Origin of the sequence: Solemya velum gill symbiont, assembly GCF_002020255.1 — a bacterium.
In the GTDB taxonomy this organism is placed as follows: domain Bacteria; phylum Pseudomonadota; class Gammaproteobacteria; order Chromatiales; family Chromatiaceae.
On sequence record NZ_MPQG01000011.1, the window covers coordinates 71,915 to 88,447 of the forward strand.

Consider the following 16,533-nt stretch of genomic DNA (forward strand, 5'->3'; position numbering starts at 1 on the left):
ACAGAACCTACCTCACCCGGCTTGGGTGAGGGCTGTATCAAGTGTGATGTAAAAACCCGAAACCGGGATTCTATGAATTATCAGATCTCGAAACCTTCAGGCCAAGCCATACCGTCTGCAACAGTGACGCTTTCCTCTTGGGCTACATTAGATGTCGTGCTGAAGCCATATGGCCAATCCATACCGTCAGACACTTCAGTTTCAGTACTCTCTACTGCTGAATTTGCAGTGAAGCCATTGGGCCAATCCATACCGTCAGCCAATTCTGAAGCATGTAGTTGTGAAGCACTAACCAGTGCCACTAAAGCCAGTGATGTAACCAATGTTTTCATGATCTTTATCTCATTAATTTCGGATGCCTGCAGTATAGTGAGCAGCAAATAAAAGTCATGTGACTTAGTCACTTAGAAAAGAAGTTATGTGATATGGTCACACCTGTCAGCCTTCAGCCATTACATACATTGAGCGGGTAGCAATATGAATAATGAGATTAATTACACGAATAATCCGCTACACGGCGTGGGGCTGAAACAACTACTCACAGAAATCGTTGATCATTACGGTTTTGAAATTTTATTTGCCTACTTGAACATCAATTGTTTCAAAACAAGGCCAAGCATAGAATCCAGCATGAAGTTTCTGAAGAAAACGGATTGGGCGCGTGAAAAAGTTGAAAACTTTTATTTGTACCAGTTTAAAAACTTACCCCGGGCCTCTTTTGAGCAGTATTCACTACCTCCAAGGGAACGAATCATTCCGGATGATCAATCACCCGGCGAGCCAGCCAAGCTAAGCCTGGAAGATGCTGAACACTTGCAGGAAAAACGAGAAGCCAGGTCAACTGAACGAGATCATGGAAAAAGAGATCACATGAAAAAGGATATTGATCCCTGGGCAAATCGGAAAAGAAAATCAAAATACTGAAGCATCATTCACTCCACCACTGCCCGTTAACACAAAATAATCTCTCACAAAGGAATTGAGTCAATGTCAAAACTGACTTTAGTCATCGGAAACAAAAACTACTCATCCTGGTCGTTAAGACCCTGGGTTTTTATGAAGCATTACCAGGTTGTTTTTGAAGAGAAGAGAATAGCGCTCTTTACCGATACAACAACGGATGAGCTATCAATATACAACTCAGATTTTAAGGTTCCGATATTGAAAGAGAATGAGTTTGAGGTTTGGGATTCACTATCAATTCTTGAATATGTTTCTGAGCAATATCTATCCGGTCAGGGCTGGCCTGCTGATGCAAATGCTCGAGCGGTTGCCCGGTCAATCAGCACCGAAATGCATTCCAGCTTTTTCAATGTGAGAAATGAACTGCCAATGAACTGTCGCAAGGAGTTCAATGGTATCAAGCTGTCCGAAGGCGCGGTAAGTGAGATAGAACGAATAAAGGAACTATGGAGACGATGCCGAAGTGAATATGGCAGCGGGGGCGAATGGCTGTTTGGAAAATACTCCATCGCTGATGCCATGTTTGCCCCCGTCGCCCTTAGATTCAATGGCTACAATATTCAACTGGATGGAATTGAAAAGGAATATGTGAATAGCGTGTTAGCGCATCCGGCCATTGTCGAGTGGATAGAGGCGGCCAAGCTGGAAACTGAAGTGATTACGGAAGATGAAATTGATGTTTAGCCAACAAACTTCAAGAACCATGAGGGAAATCAAACATGCTTGAGTTGAGACCAACATGCGAACACTGCAACAAGGCATTGCCACCGAATTCAACGGAAGCAATGATTTGCTCATTTGAGTGCACCTTCTGTAAGGGTTGTGCAGATGACGTTCTGGAAAACGTTTGCCCCAATTGCGGTGGTGGATTCACTCCAAGGCCAATAAGACCCAAGAATAATTTAAAGGATGAGAATTTTCTCGGTGAAAGTCCTGCCACGGACAAGATCACATATAAACCAGTAGACACAAAGGAACATCAAGCTTTTGCAAAAGAGATCAAAACGATCCCACCTGAAGAACGATAGTTTCATCCATACATAACCAGCTTCTCGCACATACATAACTTACAAGCTCACAACAAATGACCCCAAGCGACATCATCGACTACTGGTATTCTGACAGGATAAAAAAAACCTGGTTTTCCTCCACCCCGGAACTGGACCTGGAAATTAAGGCCCGTTACGAGAAAACCTGGCATCTGGCTAAAAACGATGCACTTGATAGCTGGAGAGAATCAGCTGAGGGCTGCCTGGCTTTAGTAATCATTCTGGATCAATTCCCACTCAATATGTTCAGAGGTGATCCACGCAGTTTTGAAACAGAAAGTAAAGCCATTGAGATCTCAAAACTTGCTATCAATAAAGGCTTCGACAAGGAGCTAACACAAGAAGCCCTGCCCTTTCTTATCATGCCTTTAATGCACAGTGAAAATATTCAAGACCAGGAGTTATCCGTCAGGCTCTTCAAACAGCATAACCTGGCAGACAATCTCCGCTTTGCCGAGCATCATCGTGACTTAATCAGGAAATTTGGCCGCTTCCCGCATAGAAATAAAACTCTTGGTCGGGAAAGCACCGAAGAAGAAAAGCAGTATCTACAATCTAAAAATGCTTTTACGGGCTGAATCAATACAACCCAATAGCACCAAACGCTATATATCCTGATCTTTTCTCTTGCCTTAATCGGTTAGAATGTAAGCCAACAAACTATTGATCAAGGCAACCATGGCACATACCCCCCGAAAACGTTTCGGGCAAAACTTCTTGCATGACCAGGGCGTCATCCAGCGTATTGTCACCGCGGTGAATCCGCAGGCTGACCAGCACCTGGTTGAGATTGGCCCCGGTGAAGCTGCCATCACGCGTCTTCTGGTGAAAGAGTGCAGGCACCTTGATGTCATTGAGATCGACCGCGATCTTGCTCCACTGGTTGCCGATACATGTGGTAATCCCGACAATCTCACCGTGCACAATGCCGATGCCCTCAAATTTGATTTCTGCTCACTTGCCACGTCGGGAAAACTTCGCGTTGTCGGTAACCTGCCCTACAACATCTCAACCCCGTTGCTGTTCCACCTGCTTGAACAGGCAGACTGCGTTGCGGATCTTCACGTGATGCTGCAGAAAGAGGTCGTTGAGCGTATTGCCGCTCCACATGGCAACAAAAGCTACGGCAGGCTCTCGGTGGCAATCCAGGCTCGCTGCAGGGTGCAGCCACTCTTTACCATTGGGCCGGGTGCCTTCAGGCCTCCGCCAAAGATTGATTCTGCTGTTGTCCGACTGGTTCCAGACGCTGACAAAATTGCGGCAATCAAAGACCCGGTTCTATTCAACCGGGTGCTCGTCAGCGCCTTCAGCATGCGACGCAAAACGTTACGCAACGCCTTGAAAAAGGTTGCCGACGCCACAACATTGGAGTCTTGCGGCATTGATCCCTCTTTGCGAGCCGAACAGATTCCGGTCGAGGCCTTTGTCAGCCTGGCAAACTGTCTCGCCACTAAAACAAATACAGATACGACTGAAAATGAGTAAAAAGAAGAAGAACAACGAAAACGAAAATACCGAGAACACCCTGCTGGCGCGTGCAGACGAATTCCTGCCGACCAGCATCCACTTGCTGCCGATTGCCGCACGCCCCTTCTTTCCCGGCCAGGCGGTACCGCTATTGGTAGATGAGGAGTTCTGGAACGACACCATCGCCGCTGTCGCTGAAACGCCGCACAAGATGATTGGCCTGGTGCTCAGTGATGCCGACATGTCAGAAGAGAGCAAACCGGATGATTTACGCAGCATAGGCACAGTCGGCCGCATCCATCGCGCAGAATCCGTCGACGGCAGCCTGCAAGTGCTGGTCGAGTGCATCAAGCGTTTTAATATTGTCAGGTTGCTGACCTCCGAAGCGCCTTTCATGGCCGAGGTTGAGTACCTCAAGGAGCACAAGGGACAGGCGAATGAGGATGTCAAATCCTATGCGCTGGCGATTATCAACACCATCAAGGAGCTGCTGCCGCTGAATCCGCTCTACGCCGAAGAGCTGCGCATGTTCCTCGACCGATTCGGACCGGATGACCCCGAGCACCTGGCCGATTTTGCCGCCAGCCTGACTGCCTCCGAGCCGCGTGAACTGCAGGAGATTCTCGAAACACGCTCACTGCTGCCACGCATGAAAAAGGTCATGAACCTGCTGCACAAAGAGCTACAGCTGGCCAAGACACAGCATCGCATCAGGGAGTCTGTCGAGAAGCGCATGGACAAGAACCAGCGTGAATTTTTCCTGCGCGAACAACTCAAATCGATTCAGTCGGAACTCGGTATCGAAAAAGATGACCGTACCGCAGAACTCGATACCTTTCGCGAACGTATCGAGTCACTGCAGCTGACAGAACAGGCTTCGAAACGTCTCGATGAAGAGATGAACAAACTCTCTATTCTCGAAGTCGGCTCACCTGAATACGCCCTGACACGTAACTATATCGACTGGATCACCCTGCTGCCGTGGGGCAAGGAGTCCGCAGACCACCTTGACCTCGACCTGGCACGCAAGACCCTCGACAAAGACCACTATGGTCTCGACGAGGTCAAGGAACGCATCATCGAGTTTCTTGCTGTCGGCATCATGAAGGGTGAAATCAACGGCTCAATTATCCTGCTGGTCGGCCCGCCCGGCGTGGGCAAGACCTCAATTGGCAAATCAATTGCCGAAGCACTTGGACGCAGCTTCTACCGCCTGTCGGTCGGCGGCATTCGTGACGAGGCAGAGATCAAGGGACACAGGCGCACATACATCGGCGCCATGCCGGGCAAATTTATCCAGGCGATGAAAGAGGTGGAGACCAGCAACCCGGTCATCATGCTCGACGAAATCGACAAGATTGGTGCCTCCTACCAGGGCGATCCTGCATCGGCGCTGCTTGAAGTACTCGATCCTGAACAGAACAGCGACTTTCTCGATCACTATCTCGATCTGCGCTTCGACCTCTCAAAGGCGCTTTTCATTTGCACTGCGAATCAACTCGATACGATTCCCGGACCACTGCTCGACCGCATGGAGACAATTCCATTGTCAGGCTATATCGCCGAGGAAAAACTGCAGATTGCACGCAAGTACCTTGTGCCCAGGCAGCTCAAACGCGCCGGTATCAAGCGCAACCAGCTGAAGATTGGCACCCCGGCACTACGCGCCATCATCGACGGCTATGCACGTGACGCAGGTGTGCGCCGTCTCGAAAAGCAGATCGGCAAGATCGTGCGCAAGGCTGCTGTCAAGATTCTCGGCAAGGCGAAAACACCCATCACGGTTAATCGTGAAAATATTGAAACCTGGCTCGGTTCGAAATTTTTTACTGACGAACGCAAGCTGCAGGGCATAGGCATTGTCACCGGTCTCGCATGGACATCCATGGGCGGCGCCACCCTGAGCATCGAGGCAGTGCATACACACAGCTTCAACCGCGGCCTGAAACTGACCGGCCAGCTTGGCGACGTCATGCAGGAGTCAGCCGAGATTGCGTATGGCTATATTGTCAGCCATGCACATGAATACCCGATTGAAGAGGACTTCTTCAGTAACGCCTTCATTCACCTGCATGTACCCGCCGGCGCTACCCCCAAGGACGGACCCTCTGCAGGCATCACCATGGCCACTGCCCTGCTGTCACTGGCACTTGGCAAGAAACCGGCACGCAATATTGCCATGACTGGTGAACTAACCCTTACCGGACAGGTATTCCCGGTCGGCGGTATCCGTGAAAAAGTGATCGCTGCACGCCGTTCCGGTATTCGTGAGCTGATTTTGCCTATCGACAACCAGGGCGACTACGAAGAGATACCTGAACATATTCGCAAGGGTATCAAGGTGCATTTTGCCGAGAACTATACGGACGTGGCGGCTATCCTTTTTCCAATGAGAAAAAAACACCACTGACAAGCCCGGCTTGCTACTCCTGCCTGAAGCAGACAAATCATTGCATCTGCTCAGCGGGAATCCGGCTTCAAGAGTTGGTCGACTTGATATCAAAAGAGACCGACTTGCCTGATCGCAATACATCTGGCAATTCGGTCTCTATTGATCTGCATAGACCTCATCAACAAGTTCAGATAACTGTTGCAGTTCATTTCTTATGGCAAGTCTCGACAAAGGATGCGGTTCACCATTCCCTGCCTCTATTTTTTCAGTTTTATTACTCAATACCATCCCGCAATCCAGGTGATCATCAATATCATTCGCTATCCTTATCGCCAGGATTTTTCTTTCTAACTCCCCCAGGCTTGTACTAGTTCCCAGAAGCTTTGTCACAACCGAGAGATCCCAGGGCAGCTTGCTATACCCGGCAATGGCCCCCTCTACTCTCTTGCCGAATTTTTGTGCAATGAACTTTCTACGTTTCTCTGTAATGCCCTTCTCTCCATCAAGAAAATCCCCCTGCAGATAAACAGCGTGTAATAAACCAGCAATAACAACATCAGGAGGAAAATCACAAACGGCCAGTACACTCGCCGTTCCTACCAGGTGGCTGACAAAGGGCTTTCCACTGCTACGAAAACGGCATGGAAACAGCTCCATGGCAAGCTCGTAAGCCGCGCGCGCTGCTTTCAGCTCTCTATCTGACCATCGGCACGCAATCAATTGCCGATAGAGCTGAAGGTTTGTCTGTGCGATGGATATCATCTTTGTCTTATAATCTTGATTGGTTCAGTTTGACTATTGAATGTAAATTTAACACACAGACAAGTTACCAGGCCGTAATCCATAATCGGAAATTATTCAAAGGGACGCCCAGAATGGAAGTTAGCATCATCGTTTCACCAAGGGAACGGTTTACATCGATCATCGTATCGTTACAGTCGCTGTTCGCTACTATTCCTGCAGATATTCCTGTCATCGTCGTGGAAGGATGCTCACCGGAGAGTGTCTGTGAACAACTCAAGGAATTGCAGGAGCAGCGCCCATTTGAGTGGATCAGAACCGATTACTTCATCACTCCCCAGGAGGCCCGTAATATCGGCTTCGACATGGTGCAGACAGAACTCGTTGTCTTTACCGACAATGATATTCACTATCAGACCGGCTGGCTTGAAGCGCTGATAAGCAACAGGGAACAGTATGATAGCGACCTGGTAGCACCGCTCATCTGCATCGGCCCGCCCGAGGCTAGCATTATTCATCATGCCGGCGGCCGCCTTGTGATCAAGAAAGAGAAGGGAAGCAAGCCCCATGTCACCGAGCGACACAGGCTGATGGACAGGCCCATTGCTGAGCTATCTGACATCATGGCTCCGAACGAAAATGAAATTGTTGAATTTCACTGCTTCCTTGCAAGAAGCGATTACATACGCCGTGTTGGCCCCATGGATGAACGCCTCATCACGAGAGAACAAATCGACTTCGGCCTGAGATCAAAAATTGCCGGATGCAAGGTCACTTTCGAGAAGAGTGCTGTTGTCACCTACATGGCCAAGGTTCCACTCGAAGAGGTCGACCTGCCCTACATGGTATTTCGATGGTCAGACGAACTTGCCACCCGGTCGCTGCAGGCATTTACAGGCACATGGGAAATTGAAACCGAAACCGAAAGGGTATTGAATCGCTGGATCAGGCCTCACCGTTTCAGGGCATTCAGCAGTGCATTTCCCAAGCAACTTGAACAGCTTGGGCGTGAAAACTTTATCAAGTACGTTGTCTCACCAAAAACACGCAAGTATATCGCCAGTGCCTTTGCCACACGAACGAAAATACCCGACACACGTTTTCCCCAGGGGCCTGGGCCGAAGAAAATCAGTCTTTTTTTCGACGATGTTGCCAGTCAGGATGAACCGGATAGCACAGCACCAGGCTGGATCAGGCATTCAGACAAGCCAATGATCATCGGAGGCATGGCAACAATGCCATCCCGGATGCACACGCTATGGCCTGCGATCGCCTCGATCCTTCCCCAACTTGACCGTCTTTATCTCTTTTTTGACCGTTTCGATAAACTGCCATCGATTCGACATCCGAAGATCATTTATCTCACTTCGCAGAGCTTTGGTGATCACAGGGCAAACGGTAAATTCCTGGGAATGCTATTCGCTGGTGATGGCGACTATTACTTCTCTCTTGATGACGACATTCTCTATCCCCGGGATTATGTCGAACGAATGACAGATTTTCTGCAACGCGGCAATAACGCCTTTATTGCTGGAGTTCATGGGGCAAGACTAAAAACTGATATCAAGCATTACCTCACCGACAGGGATGTTGCCAATAGAAGAATGGCCATTGCCACTGAAAGCAGTGTTCACATACTCGGCACCTGTACTACGGCATTTAACACTGACACACTCAGACTTGACGTACGACGCTGGAAACATCGCAATATGGTTGACCTGACATTTGCACTCATATGTACAGAGCGTGGAATTCCGCTGAAAATCATTTCCAGGGAAGAGAACTGGGTCGGCAGCCAGGAAGAGAACCAGTCAGACAGCATCTTCAGTGAACTGCAGAAAGATGACACCGTACAAACCACGATGGCAAAAGCGCTGCAGCAGTTCCATACAAACAATCCTGAAAGAGAACAGCAGTAGTCCCGGGAACAAACCCCTGAACTTGGCCAGTTGATCTTCAGCGAGGTCTGATATACAAGTAACTCATGTTTATCAGCGTTCTGGAACTCTTCAAAGTTGGTATCGGGCCCTCAAGCTCGCATACACTCGGCCCCATGCTGGCTGCAAATAATTTTATCAGTCAGGTCGGTGAGTACCTTCAGGCACGCGGGCAATCGAAAGATCTCTCCCTGCGCTGTACTCTCAAGGGATCGCTTGCCTACACGGGAAAAGGACACGCAACCGACCGTGCAGTGACACTCGGACTGCATGGTTATACAGCGAAAGAGTTGGCCGGTCAGGATATTGAATCATTGCTGGAAACCATATCGCAAAGAGACAATATCTCCATCGGAGAGAATCAGCTTGTCAGTTTCAATCCACAACAGGATATTATTTTTGACCGCGGGGCCCCTCTGCCGCAGCATCCAAACGGGATGGTATTAGAGTTGCTTGATGCATCAGGAGAAAGCCTGCTTTCTGAAACCTTCTTCTCTATCGGCGGCGGTTTTATCTCCACACTTGCCGATATCGGTCAAGTCGTCGCCCCGCTCAAGTTGCGATCTGCATCAAACTGTCCCTACCCGTTCGACTCCGCAAATTCAATGCTGCAGATGTCCAACGACAGTGGCATCACCATTGCGGAAATGAAGCAGGCCAATGAACTGCAACAGATTGGTGGGGAGGCGCTCCTGAGCGGCCTCGACTCCATTTGGGAAGCGATGCAAACTTGCATCGAAAACGGATTGAAGAGTGAAGGCACCCTCCCCGGTGGCCTCAACCTGACAAGGCGAGCAAAAGCGTTGCATCAGAAACTCTTGAAGGAGCAGCAAACAGCATCAGTCAACGACTGGCTATGCGCCTATGCAATGGCAGTCAACGAGGAGAATGCTGCCGGGCACATGGTTGTGACAGCTCCGACAAATGGTGCTGCCGGCGTCATACCTGCGGTGCTTTATCATCTTATGAAACACGAAAACGGCAATAGCGACCAGATCCGTGAATTCCTCCTTACTGCCAGCGCTATCGGCGGTATCATCAAGCACAACAGCTCAATATCCGGTGCCGAAGTCGGTTGCCAGGGCGAAGTGGGATCGGCAGCAGCAATGGCTGCGGCGGGACTCTGTGCCGTACGCGGAGGAAGTGCCGAACAGGTAGAAAATGCCGCCGAAATCGCCCTTGAACACCACCTCGGCATGACCTGCGACCCGGTTCAGGGACTCGTACAAGTTCCCTGCATCGAACGCAATGGTTTCGGTGCAATTAAGGCACACGCTGCCGCCTCGTTGGCCATGCATGGTAGCGGTGAACACTTCATGCCTTTAGACAACTGTATCGCTGCGATGAAACAGACTGGGCTGGAGATGTCCGAAAAGTTCAAGGAGACATCGCTTGGCGGGCTCGCTGTCAGCGTTACAGAGTGTTAATGCCAACCAACGAATCAATCAAACAAACAGACAGGAGCATTAATCAATGCCATTAATCAACATCAAGATTACCAACGACGGTGTAACCAAAGAGCAGAAGCAGCAGTTAATTGAGGGAGCCACTCAACTGATGGTCGATGTTCTCAACAAGAATCCGGCCACCACCATGGTGATCATTGATGAAGTTGATACGGATAACTGGGGAATAGGCACCAGGCAGGTAACAGATCTGCGCAAGGAGAGCGGCTCCTGAATACCTCCACGTTAGATCAGGACGACTCCGTCAATTGGCGGAGCATCTCGACCACCTCATCAGCATCCCACTCAAAAGCTCCAAACACGGCATATTGAATCTTGTGCTCACGATCGAGTACAAAGGTTGTCGGGAACGCATAGCCGTTCCAGCTTTTAAATGCTTCTGCTTCAGGATCAAGCAATACCGGAAAATCGACTGGCTTATCCTTCAGGAAGGCCTGTATATCGGCTGTACTCTCACCAACATCAATACTGACCACTTCCAGGCCATCAGCTTGCATCAGTTCTCGTAAACGCTCAAGCGATGGAATCTCCTCGACACAGGGCGGACACCAGGTTGCCCAGAAATTGAGTACCACGACCTTGTTTTTCAATTGAGCCAGGTCAAACTGATTGCCTTGCATATCAGCCAGTTTCAGCGCGAGTTCGGGCTGTTCACCAACATAGGGCTTAAGTAAGGTGCTGCTGGCTGCCTGTTTCACAGGTGCAGATAGTTCAGGCAAGACTGGAACAGAAGCATAATTTACGGGTGTCACACTCAATAGCTGTATCGCCTTGTTCAGCATTGCCGGCAGGCGGGATGTCAGTTCAATCTCTTGTGGTTCGGTATCATCCAATGGGCGCAAGTGAAAGCCGTCGGCAACCCCCTTCAGTTGATGCAGATACACCTGTGCAGCACCCTCTTCCAGGGCAGAAACAACGCTATTGATACGCCAGTGTTGTGCTGTATTGGCAGGCTGAAATAGATAGACAGGCGCATTTGTCGCGCGTGCAACCGGAATAAAGACCGCTTCCTCACCACCTTGTGGTGTACCAACATAGAGTTTTGGACTGACCAGAATTGCGCCGCCTAACTGCTCCTTTTGCACCCCGCTCATTTGCCACAAACGAATCGCTTCAAGCGTCTTGGGGGCCATGCGTCCGGACACAAAAACATACAGCTGTTTCTTGCTCGTCGACTGGGCTTCCTGCATCAGTTCCAGCAATACTTCAGGCGGCAGCGCATTGAGTGAATAGCGGCCTTGAGGAATGAAATAGCCACTATGCAGATCAGGCATCCACACCTCTATTCCTGATTCAGCCAAACCCTGTGCGACTGCAAGCTGTCTTGGCGACATGCCAAATTCAGATGGTAGCCAAAGCATGACACGCTCACCAGCAGCAGCGACATGCTCAACCGGAATTTCAGTGCCATCCTGCAATTCAACCAGTCTCTCTTCTGCAAACACGGAGAGTGGCAAGAAGAAGAGGAGGAGCAAAATAATAATTTTCATATCGAAATAAGTATCCCTGCAGCTATTCCTTCAGTTTTGGCTAGGCACGGTAGAGGCGTGGAGTCGCCGTCAGCGTGACTGATTATTAATAACTTTAACTTTTTGAAAAGTTTTTTACGGTGTCTAAGCAAATAATCAAGGAATCTTAACAAATTCTTTACGTTACTCTGCCCTGATTAATCAAGAAAATAACAGTCAGGGTGTGTCGATGTTGCGTACGCTTCCTGGTGGCACACCAAATTCCCGCTTGAATGCCCTGCAGAATGCAGCTTCGGATTGATACCCAAGACGTTCGGCGAGAACCGCGAGGGTATCCGATGTCTCTTTGAGTTGAGCACGGGCGAGTTGCATACGCCAGTGTGTGAGGTAGCGCATGGCAGACTCACCCACCAGGTTAGTGAACCGAGCAGAGAAGCCAGAGCGCGACATACCCACCTCCTTGGCTAACAAGGCAACTGTCCATCCCTTTTCGGGCTCCCGTTGAATTGCAGCAAGCGCCCTTCCCACTTGAGCGTCGCGCAAGGCAGCAAGCCATCCCCGTTCTGCTTCGGGTGCCGAGTCGATCCACGATCGGATTGCCTGGATGATGAGAATATCGGCCAAATGCGTGATGACAGTTTCACCACCCGGCCTCAGGTCCCTGGCTTCACGGGCAATAAAACGAAGTGTGCTATGCAACCAGCTGTCCTCATCATCTGCCCAGCTGTTGATATGCAACACCTTGGGTAACAGTGAAATCAGTTTCTGGCCCGCGACATGGTCAAAGCGTACGACACAGCAGGTAATGTGAGTTGATTCACCGGCACCACCGTAACGCATGATCTCGTAACGATCACTGACCTTCTCAACCGGTATATCGAACAGCGGCACAGCATCCTCTTCCGGACCACTGCGGATGCAGTGGCCGTTGCCATGCGGAACAAGCACTAGGCTGCCTTGTTGCAACAAACGGGGCTCCTCGCCTTTATCCTCAATCCAGCAATGACCCGCCGTGACAATATGAAACATCATGCATCCATCAAATGAAGGCAGGTCCACTCCCCAGGGAGCAGTTAATTCAGAACGACAATACAGGGTGCCTGTGAGCCGGAGCAGGTGCAGGGTTTCACCAAGAGGGTCGGTGAATTCAGGGATCTTTGTGATGGTACGTGTCATGGCTTGTATGCTGCCATGAAAATATACCCATAGTCCATACACTCTGGACGAAAGGTAATATAAATAGACAGATAGTGATTGTTGATCCAGTAAACATGCGCCATATTTATATCCGAGTCGAGCCTACGGTTCGTTTAAATCAAAAAATCAACCAGCACAGGAGATAGATATCATGAAAAACTCACCCATTCTAATTATTGGTAAGAACGGTAAGACAGGTGCGCGAGTTAATCAGCGTCTGCAAGACCTTGGCTATACGACGCGCGCTGTTTCCAGATCAACCAACCCATCATTTGATTGGGAGAATCGCGCGTCATGGGCACCTGTGATTAAAGGCACTCGCAGTGCATACGTCACCTATCAACCGGATCTTGCAGTACCTGATGCCGAAGCAGATATTAAGGAATTAGTAAAAGCCGCCCGCGAAAACGGTTTGGAACACATCGTTCTTCTTTCCGGTCGAGGCGAAAAAGGGGCTCAACTCGCTGAAAAAGTACTTCAGGAGAGCGGCATTTCATGGAATATCGTCAGGTGCAGCTGGTTTTGCCAGAACTTCAGCGAAAGCTTTATGTTGGAGGGTATTTTGGACGGTGAATTAGTCTTGCCTGCAGCCGACACCGTTGAGCCTTTTGTTGACGCTGATGACATTGCAGATGTTGCAGTTTCGCTATTAACCGACCCCCGGCCATCGTAATAAACTGTTTGAACTCACTGGCCCACGCGCTCTCAATTTTGCTCAATGCATCAAGGAGATTTCCGAGGCACTGGGGCGTCCTTTGAAATACACCACTGTGCCAATCGATGACTACGTCACCTCTTTACGCAAACAGGGCGTACCAGAAGAGCTGCAATGGTTACTGCATGAGTTGTTCACCGTGGTATTTGATGGCAGAAACTGCAATGTGATGTCAGGTGTTGAAGAAGCACTTGGCCGACCGGCTACCGACTTCAAAACCTATGTACAGAAGACAATCGAGTCTGGCGTATGGGACGTTGAGCTGCAGAAGCAATCTGCATAAATTTTTTCGGTGCACATACCTGTGAATGTGCAGAGACTCACCTGTTAAACAGAGGAGCAAATAAACATGAAAAACTCAAAAGTGCTTAAATCGATATTAATACTCTCTGGCCTGCTTGCATCTGGAATAGGAGTAGCAATACTTTTTGCTCCGCAAGCATTCTACGCAACAAATGGCATAGAGCTTGGTGGCAACATCAGTTTGCTTAATGAAATAAGAGCACCTGGTGGAGCATTGTTGGCAAGTGGAATATTGATAATATCAGGTGCTTTCGCTGAAAAACTGCGCCTTACCGCCGTAGTGGTTTCCACTTTACTGTACCTATCCTATGGCTTATCCCGGGTTATCAGCATAGCCATCGATGGAATACCGGCCGAGGGGCTTGTACAGGCAGCTATTTTAGAAATAATAATTGGACTGACTTGTGTTTTCGCTCTCGTAAAATACCTGGGAAAGCAGAAGGAATTGGCGTGAATGCTTCTGCTGTTTTTGACATTTTGACTTGCCATGTACAACAAGAAGGCCCTGTATTAACAGGGCCTTCTTACCTTGATACCAGGTTGTTCTTTTCCAGAACCCGATGAATTTTCTTGCTGGCTCTTGTCAGCTTCTCGATATCACGAAAGTTTGGCGTTTCCCCGTTATGCAGGCGTCCTTCCCACTCCGTTATCTCTATATCTATAAATTCAAGGAGTTTCTTGGGGCAACCGTAACGACACTCATCCGCGCACAATGTCTGTTCATCCAGTGCAAAGGGAAAGCTATCCTTTACCTGCCGGATGATGTCATGCATAACAGTGGTCGTTGACGGCTTCATGAAACAGCGCTCTCTTGCTTAACAATTTTTAGACCTTATTCAGCCATATTCAACAGAATACAATGTAATACACAAAATGTCGCCACTACCATTCCTGCGTCGTCAGAAAACCACTTGTAAGCGGTAAAACTCACCATTCGGAATTAAGGAGTTGAAAACGGAGACTAACGCCAATGAACTATACTCAAATGTAGTATATGGAGCATCTAATGGCACAGCAGGCACAACACGAACATGAGCCGCTAAACGAGGGGGTTGTGTTCCATGTTCACGACGTCACCAAGGTCTACCAGATGGGTGAAGTTGCTGTACATGCCCTGCGCGGCATCGACCTTGACCTCTTTCGCGGTGAATTCACCGTACTGCTCGGGGCATCGGGTAGTGGCAAGTCGACCCTGCTCAACATACTTGGTGGATTGGACACCCCAACCGATGGTCATGTGCTCTACGGCAGTCGAGACCTCACCCGCGCCAGCGAGCACGAATTGACCGAGTACCGGCGCTTTCATGTCGGCTTCGTGTTCCAGTTCTACAATTTAATCCCCAGCCTCACCGCACGCGAAAACGTGGCAGTGGTAACCGAAATCGCACGCGAACCGATGTCCCCTGAAGAGGCCCTTGGCCTGGTGGAGCTGGCGGATCGTCTCGACCACTTTCCGGCCCAGCTCTCCGGTGGCGAGCAACAACGGGTCGCCATCGCCAAGCAACCCGATGTGCTGCTGTGCGACGAGCCCACCGGTGCGCTCGACTCACAGACCGGTATCGTGGTGCTGGAAGCACTGCAACGGGTCAATCAGGAGATGGGCACCACCACCGCGGTGATCACCCACAATGCCGGTATTGCACAGATGGCCGACCGGGTTATTCACCTGGCAGACGGTCACATCACCGAGGTGAACACCAATGCCACCCGCCTCGAACCCCACGAACTGACCTGGTGAAGCGGCGATGAGAGCGATCGACAAAAAGCTGTGGCGGGAATTGTGGGCAATGCGGATGCAGGCGCTCGCTATCGCCATGGTGATCGTCGGCGGTGTCGGCATCTTCATCATGTCGCTCAGTACCCTCGACTCCCTGTTTCAAACCCGTGAAAACTACTACCGCGACCACCACTTTGCCCATGTGTTCGCCTCGCTCAAACGCGCGCCGCTAGCGGTGGCCAAGCGCATTGAGGCAATCCCGGGGGTCGACAAGGTAGAGACACGGGTAGTGGCCTACGTCAATCTCGATGTGGAGGGTTTCGACGGTCCGGTCAGCGGCCACCTGCTCTCCCTGCCAGATCACAGCCGTGGCTTGCTCAACCAGCTCTACCTGCGTAATGGTCGTCTGTTCGAGCCGGGACACGACAACGAAATCATCATCAGCGAAGAGTTTGCCAATGCCCATGGCCTTCAATCTGGCGACAAGCTACATGCCACCATTAACGGTCGGCGCAAGGCGCTTACCGTTGTGGGGCATGGCTATCGCCGGAATACATATACCAAATCGCACCGGGGGCCATGTTTCCCGACTATAAGCGTTACGGTGTGATGTGGATGGCGCGCAAGCCCCTGGCCAGCGCCTATGACATGAGTGGCGCCTTTAACAACGTCTCGCTCACCCTTACCCAAGGGGCCAATGAGCAGGATGTGATCGACCGCCTCGATGACATCCTCAAGGATTACGGTGGTATCGGCGCCTATGCACGCAAGGACCAGCTTTCCAACCGTTTCCTCTCCGAGGAGCTGAAACAGCAGAAGACAATTGCAACCATCTTTCCCATCATCTTCTTCGGTGTTGCCGCCTTCCTGCTCAATGTGGTGGTCAGCCGCCTTATCAGCCTGCAGCGTGAACAGATCGCCGGCCTCAAGGCCTTCGGCTATAGCGACTTTGATGTCGGCCTGCACTACACCAAGCTAGTGCTGATGATTGTCTCACTCGGCATCGTCATAGGCATCGTTGCGGGAATCAAGATGGGCCAGGGTATGAGCAATATCTACATGACCCTTTACAGCCTCCCCTTCATGACCTACGTGCTGAAACCGCAGGTGATCGTTA

18 protein-coding genes and 1 pseudogene are annotated in these 16,533 nt (G+C 50.1%); 14 read left to right on the forward strand and 5 right to left on the reverse strand.

From position 1 onward, the window contains the following. Positions 1 to 80: 80 nt before the first annotated feature. Positions 81 to 332, reverse strand: coding sequence for a hypothetical protein (locus BOW06_RS08800; RefSeq protein ID WP_143555801.1), 252 nt, complete (start codon positions 330 to 332; stop codon positions 81 to 83). Positions 333 to 477: 145 nt separating this feature from the next. Between BOW06_RS08800 and BOW06_RS08805 the strand changes: the two genes are divergently transcribed. The 6 genes from BOW06_RS08805 (at position 478) to lon (ending at position 5,889) form a co-directional block, all read left to right on the forward strand. Continuing rightward, entirely contained in the window at positions 478 to 924 is a 447-nt protein-coding gene (locus tag BOW06_RS08805; RefSeq protein ID WP_043116151.1) for a VF530 family protein, read from the forward strand. A gap of 63 nt (positions 925 to 987) precedes the next feature. After that, complete coding sequence (locus BOW06_RS08810; protein ID WP_078452658.1) at positions 988 to 1,647, forward strand: glutathione S-transferase; 660 nt, start codon at positions 988 to 990, stop codon at positions 1,645 to 1,647. 35 nt (positions 1,648 to 1,682) lie between these two features. Next, positions 1,683 to 1,991, forward strand: a complete 309-nt coding sequence (locus tag BOW06_RS08815) for a DUF1272 domain-containing protein (RefSeq protein ID WP_078452659.1) — start codon at positions 1,683 to 1,685, stop codon at positions 1,989 to 1,991. 56 nt (positions 1,992 to 2,047) lie between these two features. Next, a complete protein-coding gene (locus tag BOW06_RS08820) occupies positions 2,048 to 2,590 on the forward strand; it encodes a DUF924 family protein (protein ID WP_078454652.1) in 543 nt (180 codons plus the stop codon). A gap of 100 nt (positions 2,591 to 2,690) precedes the next feature. Further along, entirely contained in the window at positions 2,691 to 3,497 is an 807-nt protein-coding gene (gene rsmA / locus BOW06_RS08825) for a 16S rRNA (adenine(1518)-N(6)/adenine(1519)-N(6))-dimethyltransferase RsmA (protein ID WP_078454669.1), read from the forward strand. Next, positions 3,490 to 5,889 (forward strand): endopeptidase La, encoded by a 2,400-nt coding sequence (gene lon, locus BOW06_RS08830; RefSeq protein ID WP_043116155.1) that lies wholly within the window; start codon positions 3,490 to 3,492, stop codon positions 5,887 to 5,889. The genes rsmA and lon overlap by 8 nt, the downstream gene beginning before the upstream one ends. A gap of 138 nt (positions 5,890 to 6,027) precedes the next feature. Here lon and BOW06_RS08835 read toward each other — a convergent pair whose 3' ends face one another. After that, positions 6,028 to 6,633, reverse strand: coding sequence for an HD domain-containing protein (locus tag BOW06_RS08835; RefSeq protein ID WP_078454670.1), 606 nt, complete (start codon positions 6,631 to 6,633; stop codon positions 6,028 to 6,030). A 113-nt stretch (positions 6,634 to 6,746) separates the two neighbouring features. Here BOW06_RS08835 and BOW06_RS08840 point away from each other — a divergent pair, with 113 nt between their 5' ends. From BOW06_RS08840 to BOW06_RS08850, 3 genes are all read left to right on the forward strand, one after another. Then, the gene (locus BOW06_RS08840; protein WP_179115112.1) at positions 6,747 to 8,531 is read left to right on the forward strand and encodes a glycosyltransferase family 2 protein; all 1,785 of its coding nucleotides are present in this window, start codon (positions 6,747 to 6,749) and stop codon (positions 8,529 to 8,531) included. Between the two features lie 65 nt (positions 8,532 to 8,596). Next, a complete protein-coding gene (locus tag BOW06_RS08845; protein ID WP_043116159.1) occupies positions 8,597 to 9,976 on the forward strand; it encodes an L-serine ammonia-lyase in 1,380 nt (459 codons plus the stop codon). Between the two features lie 46 nt (positions 9,977 to 10,022). Further along, positions 10,023 to 10,229, forward strand: a complete 207-nt coding sequence (locus BOW06_RS08850) for a 2-hydroxymuconate tautomerase family protein (protein WP_043116161.1) — start codon at positions 10,023 to 10,025, stop codon at positions 10,227 to 10,229. Positions 10,230 to 10,245: 16 nt separating this feature from the next. Here the strand turns inward: BOW06_RS08850 and BOW06_RS08855 are convergent, their stop codons facing one another. Next, the gene (locus BOW06_RS08855) at positions 10,246 to 11,505 is read right to left on the reverse strand and encodes a TlpA disulfide reductase family protein (protein ID WP_078459456.1); all 1,260 of its coding nucleotides are present in this window, start codon (positions 11,503 to 11,505) and stop codon (positions 10,246 to 10,248) included. A 195-nt stretch (positions 11,506 to 11,700) separates the two neighbouring features. Next, positions 11,701 to 12,660 (reverse strand): AraC family transcriptional regulator, encoded by a 960-nt coding sequence (locus BOW06_RS08860; protein ID WP_078454654.1) that lies wholly within the window; start codon positions 12,658 to 12,660, stop codon positions 11,701 to 11,703. 172 nt (positions 12,661 to 12,832) lie between these two features. Between BOW06_RS08860 and BOW06_RS08865 the strand changes: the two are divergent. Both BOW06_RS08865 and BOW06_RS08870 read left to right on the forward strand, forming a co-directional pair. Continuing rightward, positions 12,833 to 13,679: pseudogene (locus tag BOW06_RS08865) on the forward strand (NmrA family NAD(P)-binding protein). 66 nt (positions 13,680 to 13,745) lie between these two features. After that, positions 13,746 to 14,153: a DUF4345 domain-containing protein gene (locus BOW06_RS08870; protein WP_043116166.1), complete on the forward strand. Its 408-nt coding sequence runs from the start codon at positions 13,746 to 13,748 to the stop codon at positions 14,151 to 14,153. Positions 14,154 to 14,223: 70 nt separating this feature from the next. Here the strand turns inward: BOW06_RS08870 and BOW06_RS08875 are convergent, their stop codons facing one another. Then, positions 14,224 to 14,496, reverse strand: coding sequence for a hypothetical protein (locus BOW06_RS08875; protein WP_043116168.1), 273 nt, complete (start codon positions 14,494 to 14,496; stop codon positions 14,224 to 14,226). A gap of 209 nt (positions 14,497 to 14,705) precedes the next feature. Here BOW06_RS08875 and BOW06_RS08880 point away from each other — a divergent pair, with 209 nt between their 5' ends. The 3 genes from BOW06_RS08880 to BOW06_RS08890 form a co-directional block, all read left to right on the forward strand. Beyond that, positions 14,706 to 15,437, forward strand: coding sequence for an ABC transporter ATP-binding protein (locus tag BOW06_RS08880; RefSeq protein ID WP_052132039.1), 732 nt, complete (start codon positions 14,706 to 14,708; stop codon positions 15,435 to 15,437). A 109-nt stretch (positions 15,438 to 15,546) separates the two neighbouring features. After that, on the forward strand, positions 15,547 to 16,026 hold the full coding sequence (locus BOW06_RS08885) for a hypothetical protein (protein ID WP_144077459.1): 480 nt from the start codon (positions 15,547 to 15,549) through the stop codon (positions 16,024 to 16,026). After that, positions 15,996 to 16,533: ABC transporter permease (locus tag BOW06_RS08890; RefSeq protein ID WP_144077460.1), on the forward strand; the 538-nt coding region annotated here is incomplete at its 3' end. The genes BOW06_RS08885 and BOW06_RS08890, both read left to right, overlap by 31 nt.

Coding starts and splice junctions, on each gene's coding strand:
- BOW06_RS08800 (WP_143555801.1), bottom strand. CDS start 332: ATGAAAACATTGGTTACATCACTGGCTTTAGTGGCACTGGTTAGTGCT.
- BOW06_RS08805 (WP_043116151.1), top strand. CDS start 478: ATGAATAATGAGATTAATTACACGAATAATCCGCTACACGGCGTGGGG.
- BOW06_RS08810 (WP_078452658.1), top strand. CDS start 988: ATGTCAAAACTGACTTTAGTCATCGGAAACAAAAACTACTCATCCTGG.
- BOW06_RS08815 (WP_078452659.1), top strand. CDS start 1,683: ATGCTTGAGTTGAGACCAACATGCGAACACTGCAACAAGGCATTGCCA.
- BOW06_RS08820 (WP_078454652.1), top strand. CDS start 2,048: ATGACCCCAAGCGACATCATCGACTACTGGTATTCTGACAGGATAAAA.
- rsmA (WP_078454669.1), top strand. CDS start 2,691: ATGGCACATACCCCCCGAAAACGTTTCGGGCAAAACTTCTTGCATGAC.
- lon (WP_043116155.1), top strand. CDS start 3,490: ATGAGTAAAAAGAAGAAGAACAACGAAAACGAAAATACCGAGAACACC.
- BOW06_RS08835 (WP_078454670.1), bottom strand. CDS start 6,633: ATGATATCCATCGCACAGACAAACCTTCAGCTCTATCGGCAATTGATT.
- BOW06_RS08840 (WP_179115112.1), top strand. CDS start 6,747: ATGGAAGTTAGCATCATCGTTTCACCAAGGGAACGGTTTACATCGATC.
- BOW06_RS08845 (WP_043116159.1), top strand. CDS start 8,597: ATGTTTATCAGCGTTCTGGAACTCTTCAAAGTTGGTATCGGGCCCTCA.
- BOW06_RS08850 (WP_043116161.1), top strand. CDS start 10,023: ATGCCATTAATCAACATCAAGATTACCAACGACGGTGTAACCAAAGAG.
- BOW06_RS08855 (WP_078459456.1), bottom strand. CDS start 11,505: ATGAAAATTATTATTTTGCTCCTCCTCTTCTTCTTGCCACTCTCCGTG.
- BOW06_RS08860 (WP_078454654.1), bottom strand. CDS start 12,660: ATGACACGTACCATCACAAAGATCCCTGAATTCACCGACCCTCTTGGT.
- BOW06_RS08870 (WP_043116166.1), top strand. CDS start 13,746: ATGAAAAACTCAAAAGTGCTTAAATCGATATTAATACTCTCTGGCCTG.
- BOW06_RS08875 (WP_043116168.1), bottom strand. CDS start 14,496: ATGAAGCCGTCAACGACCACTGTTATGCATGACATCATCCGGCAGGTA.
- BOW06_RS08880 (WP_052132039.1), top strand. CDS start 14,706: ATGGCACAGCAGGCACAACACGAACATGAGCCGCTAAACGAGGGGGTT.
- BOW06_RS08885 (WP_144077459.1), top strand. CDS start 15,547: ATGTCGCTCAGTACCCTCGACTCCCTGTTTCAAACCCGTGAAAACTAC.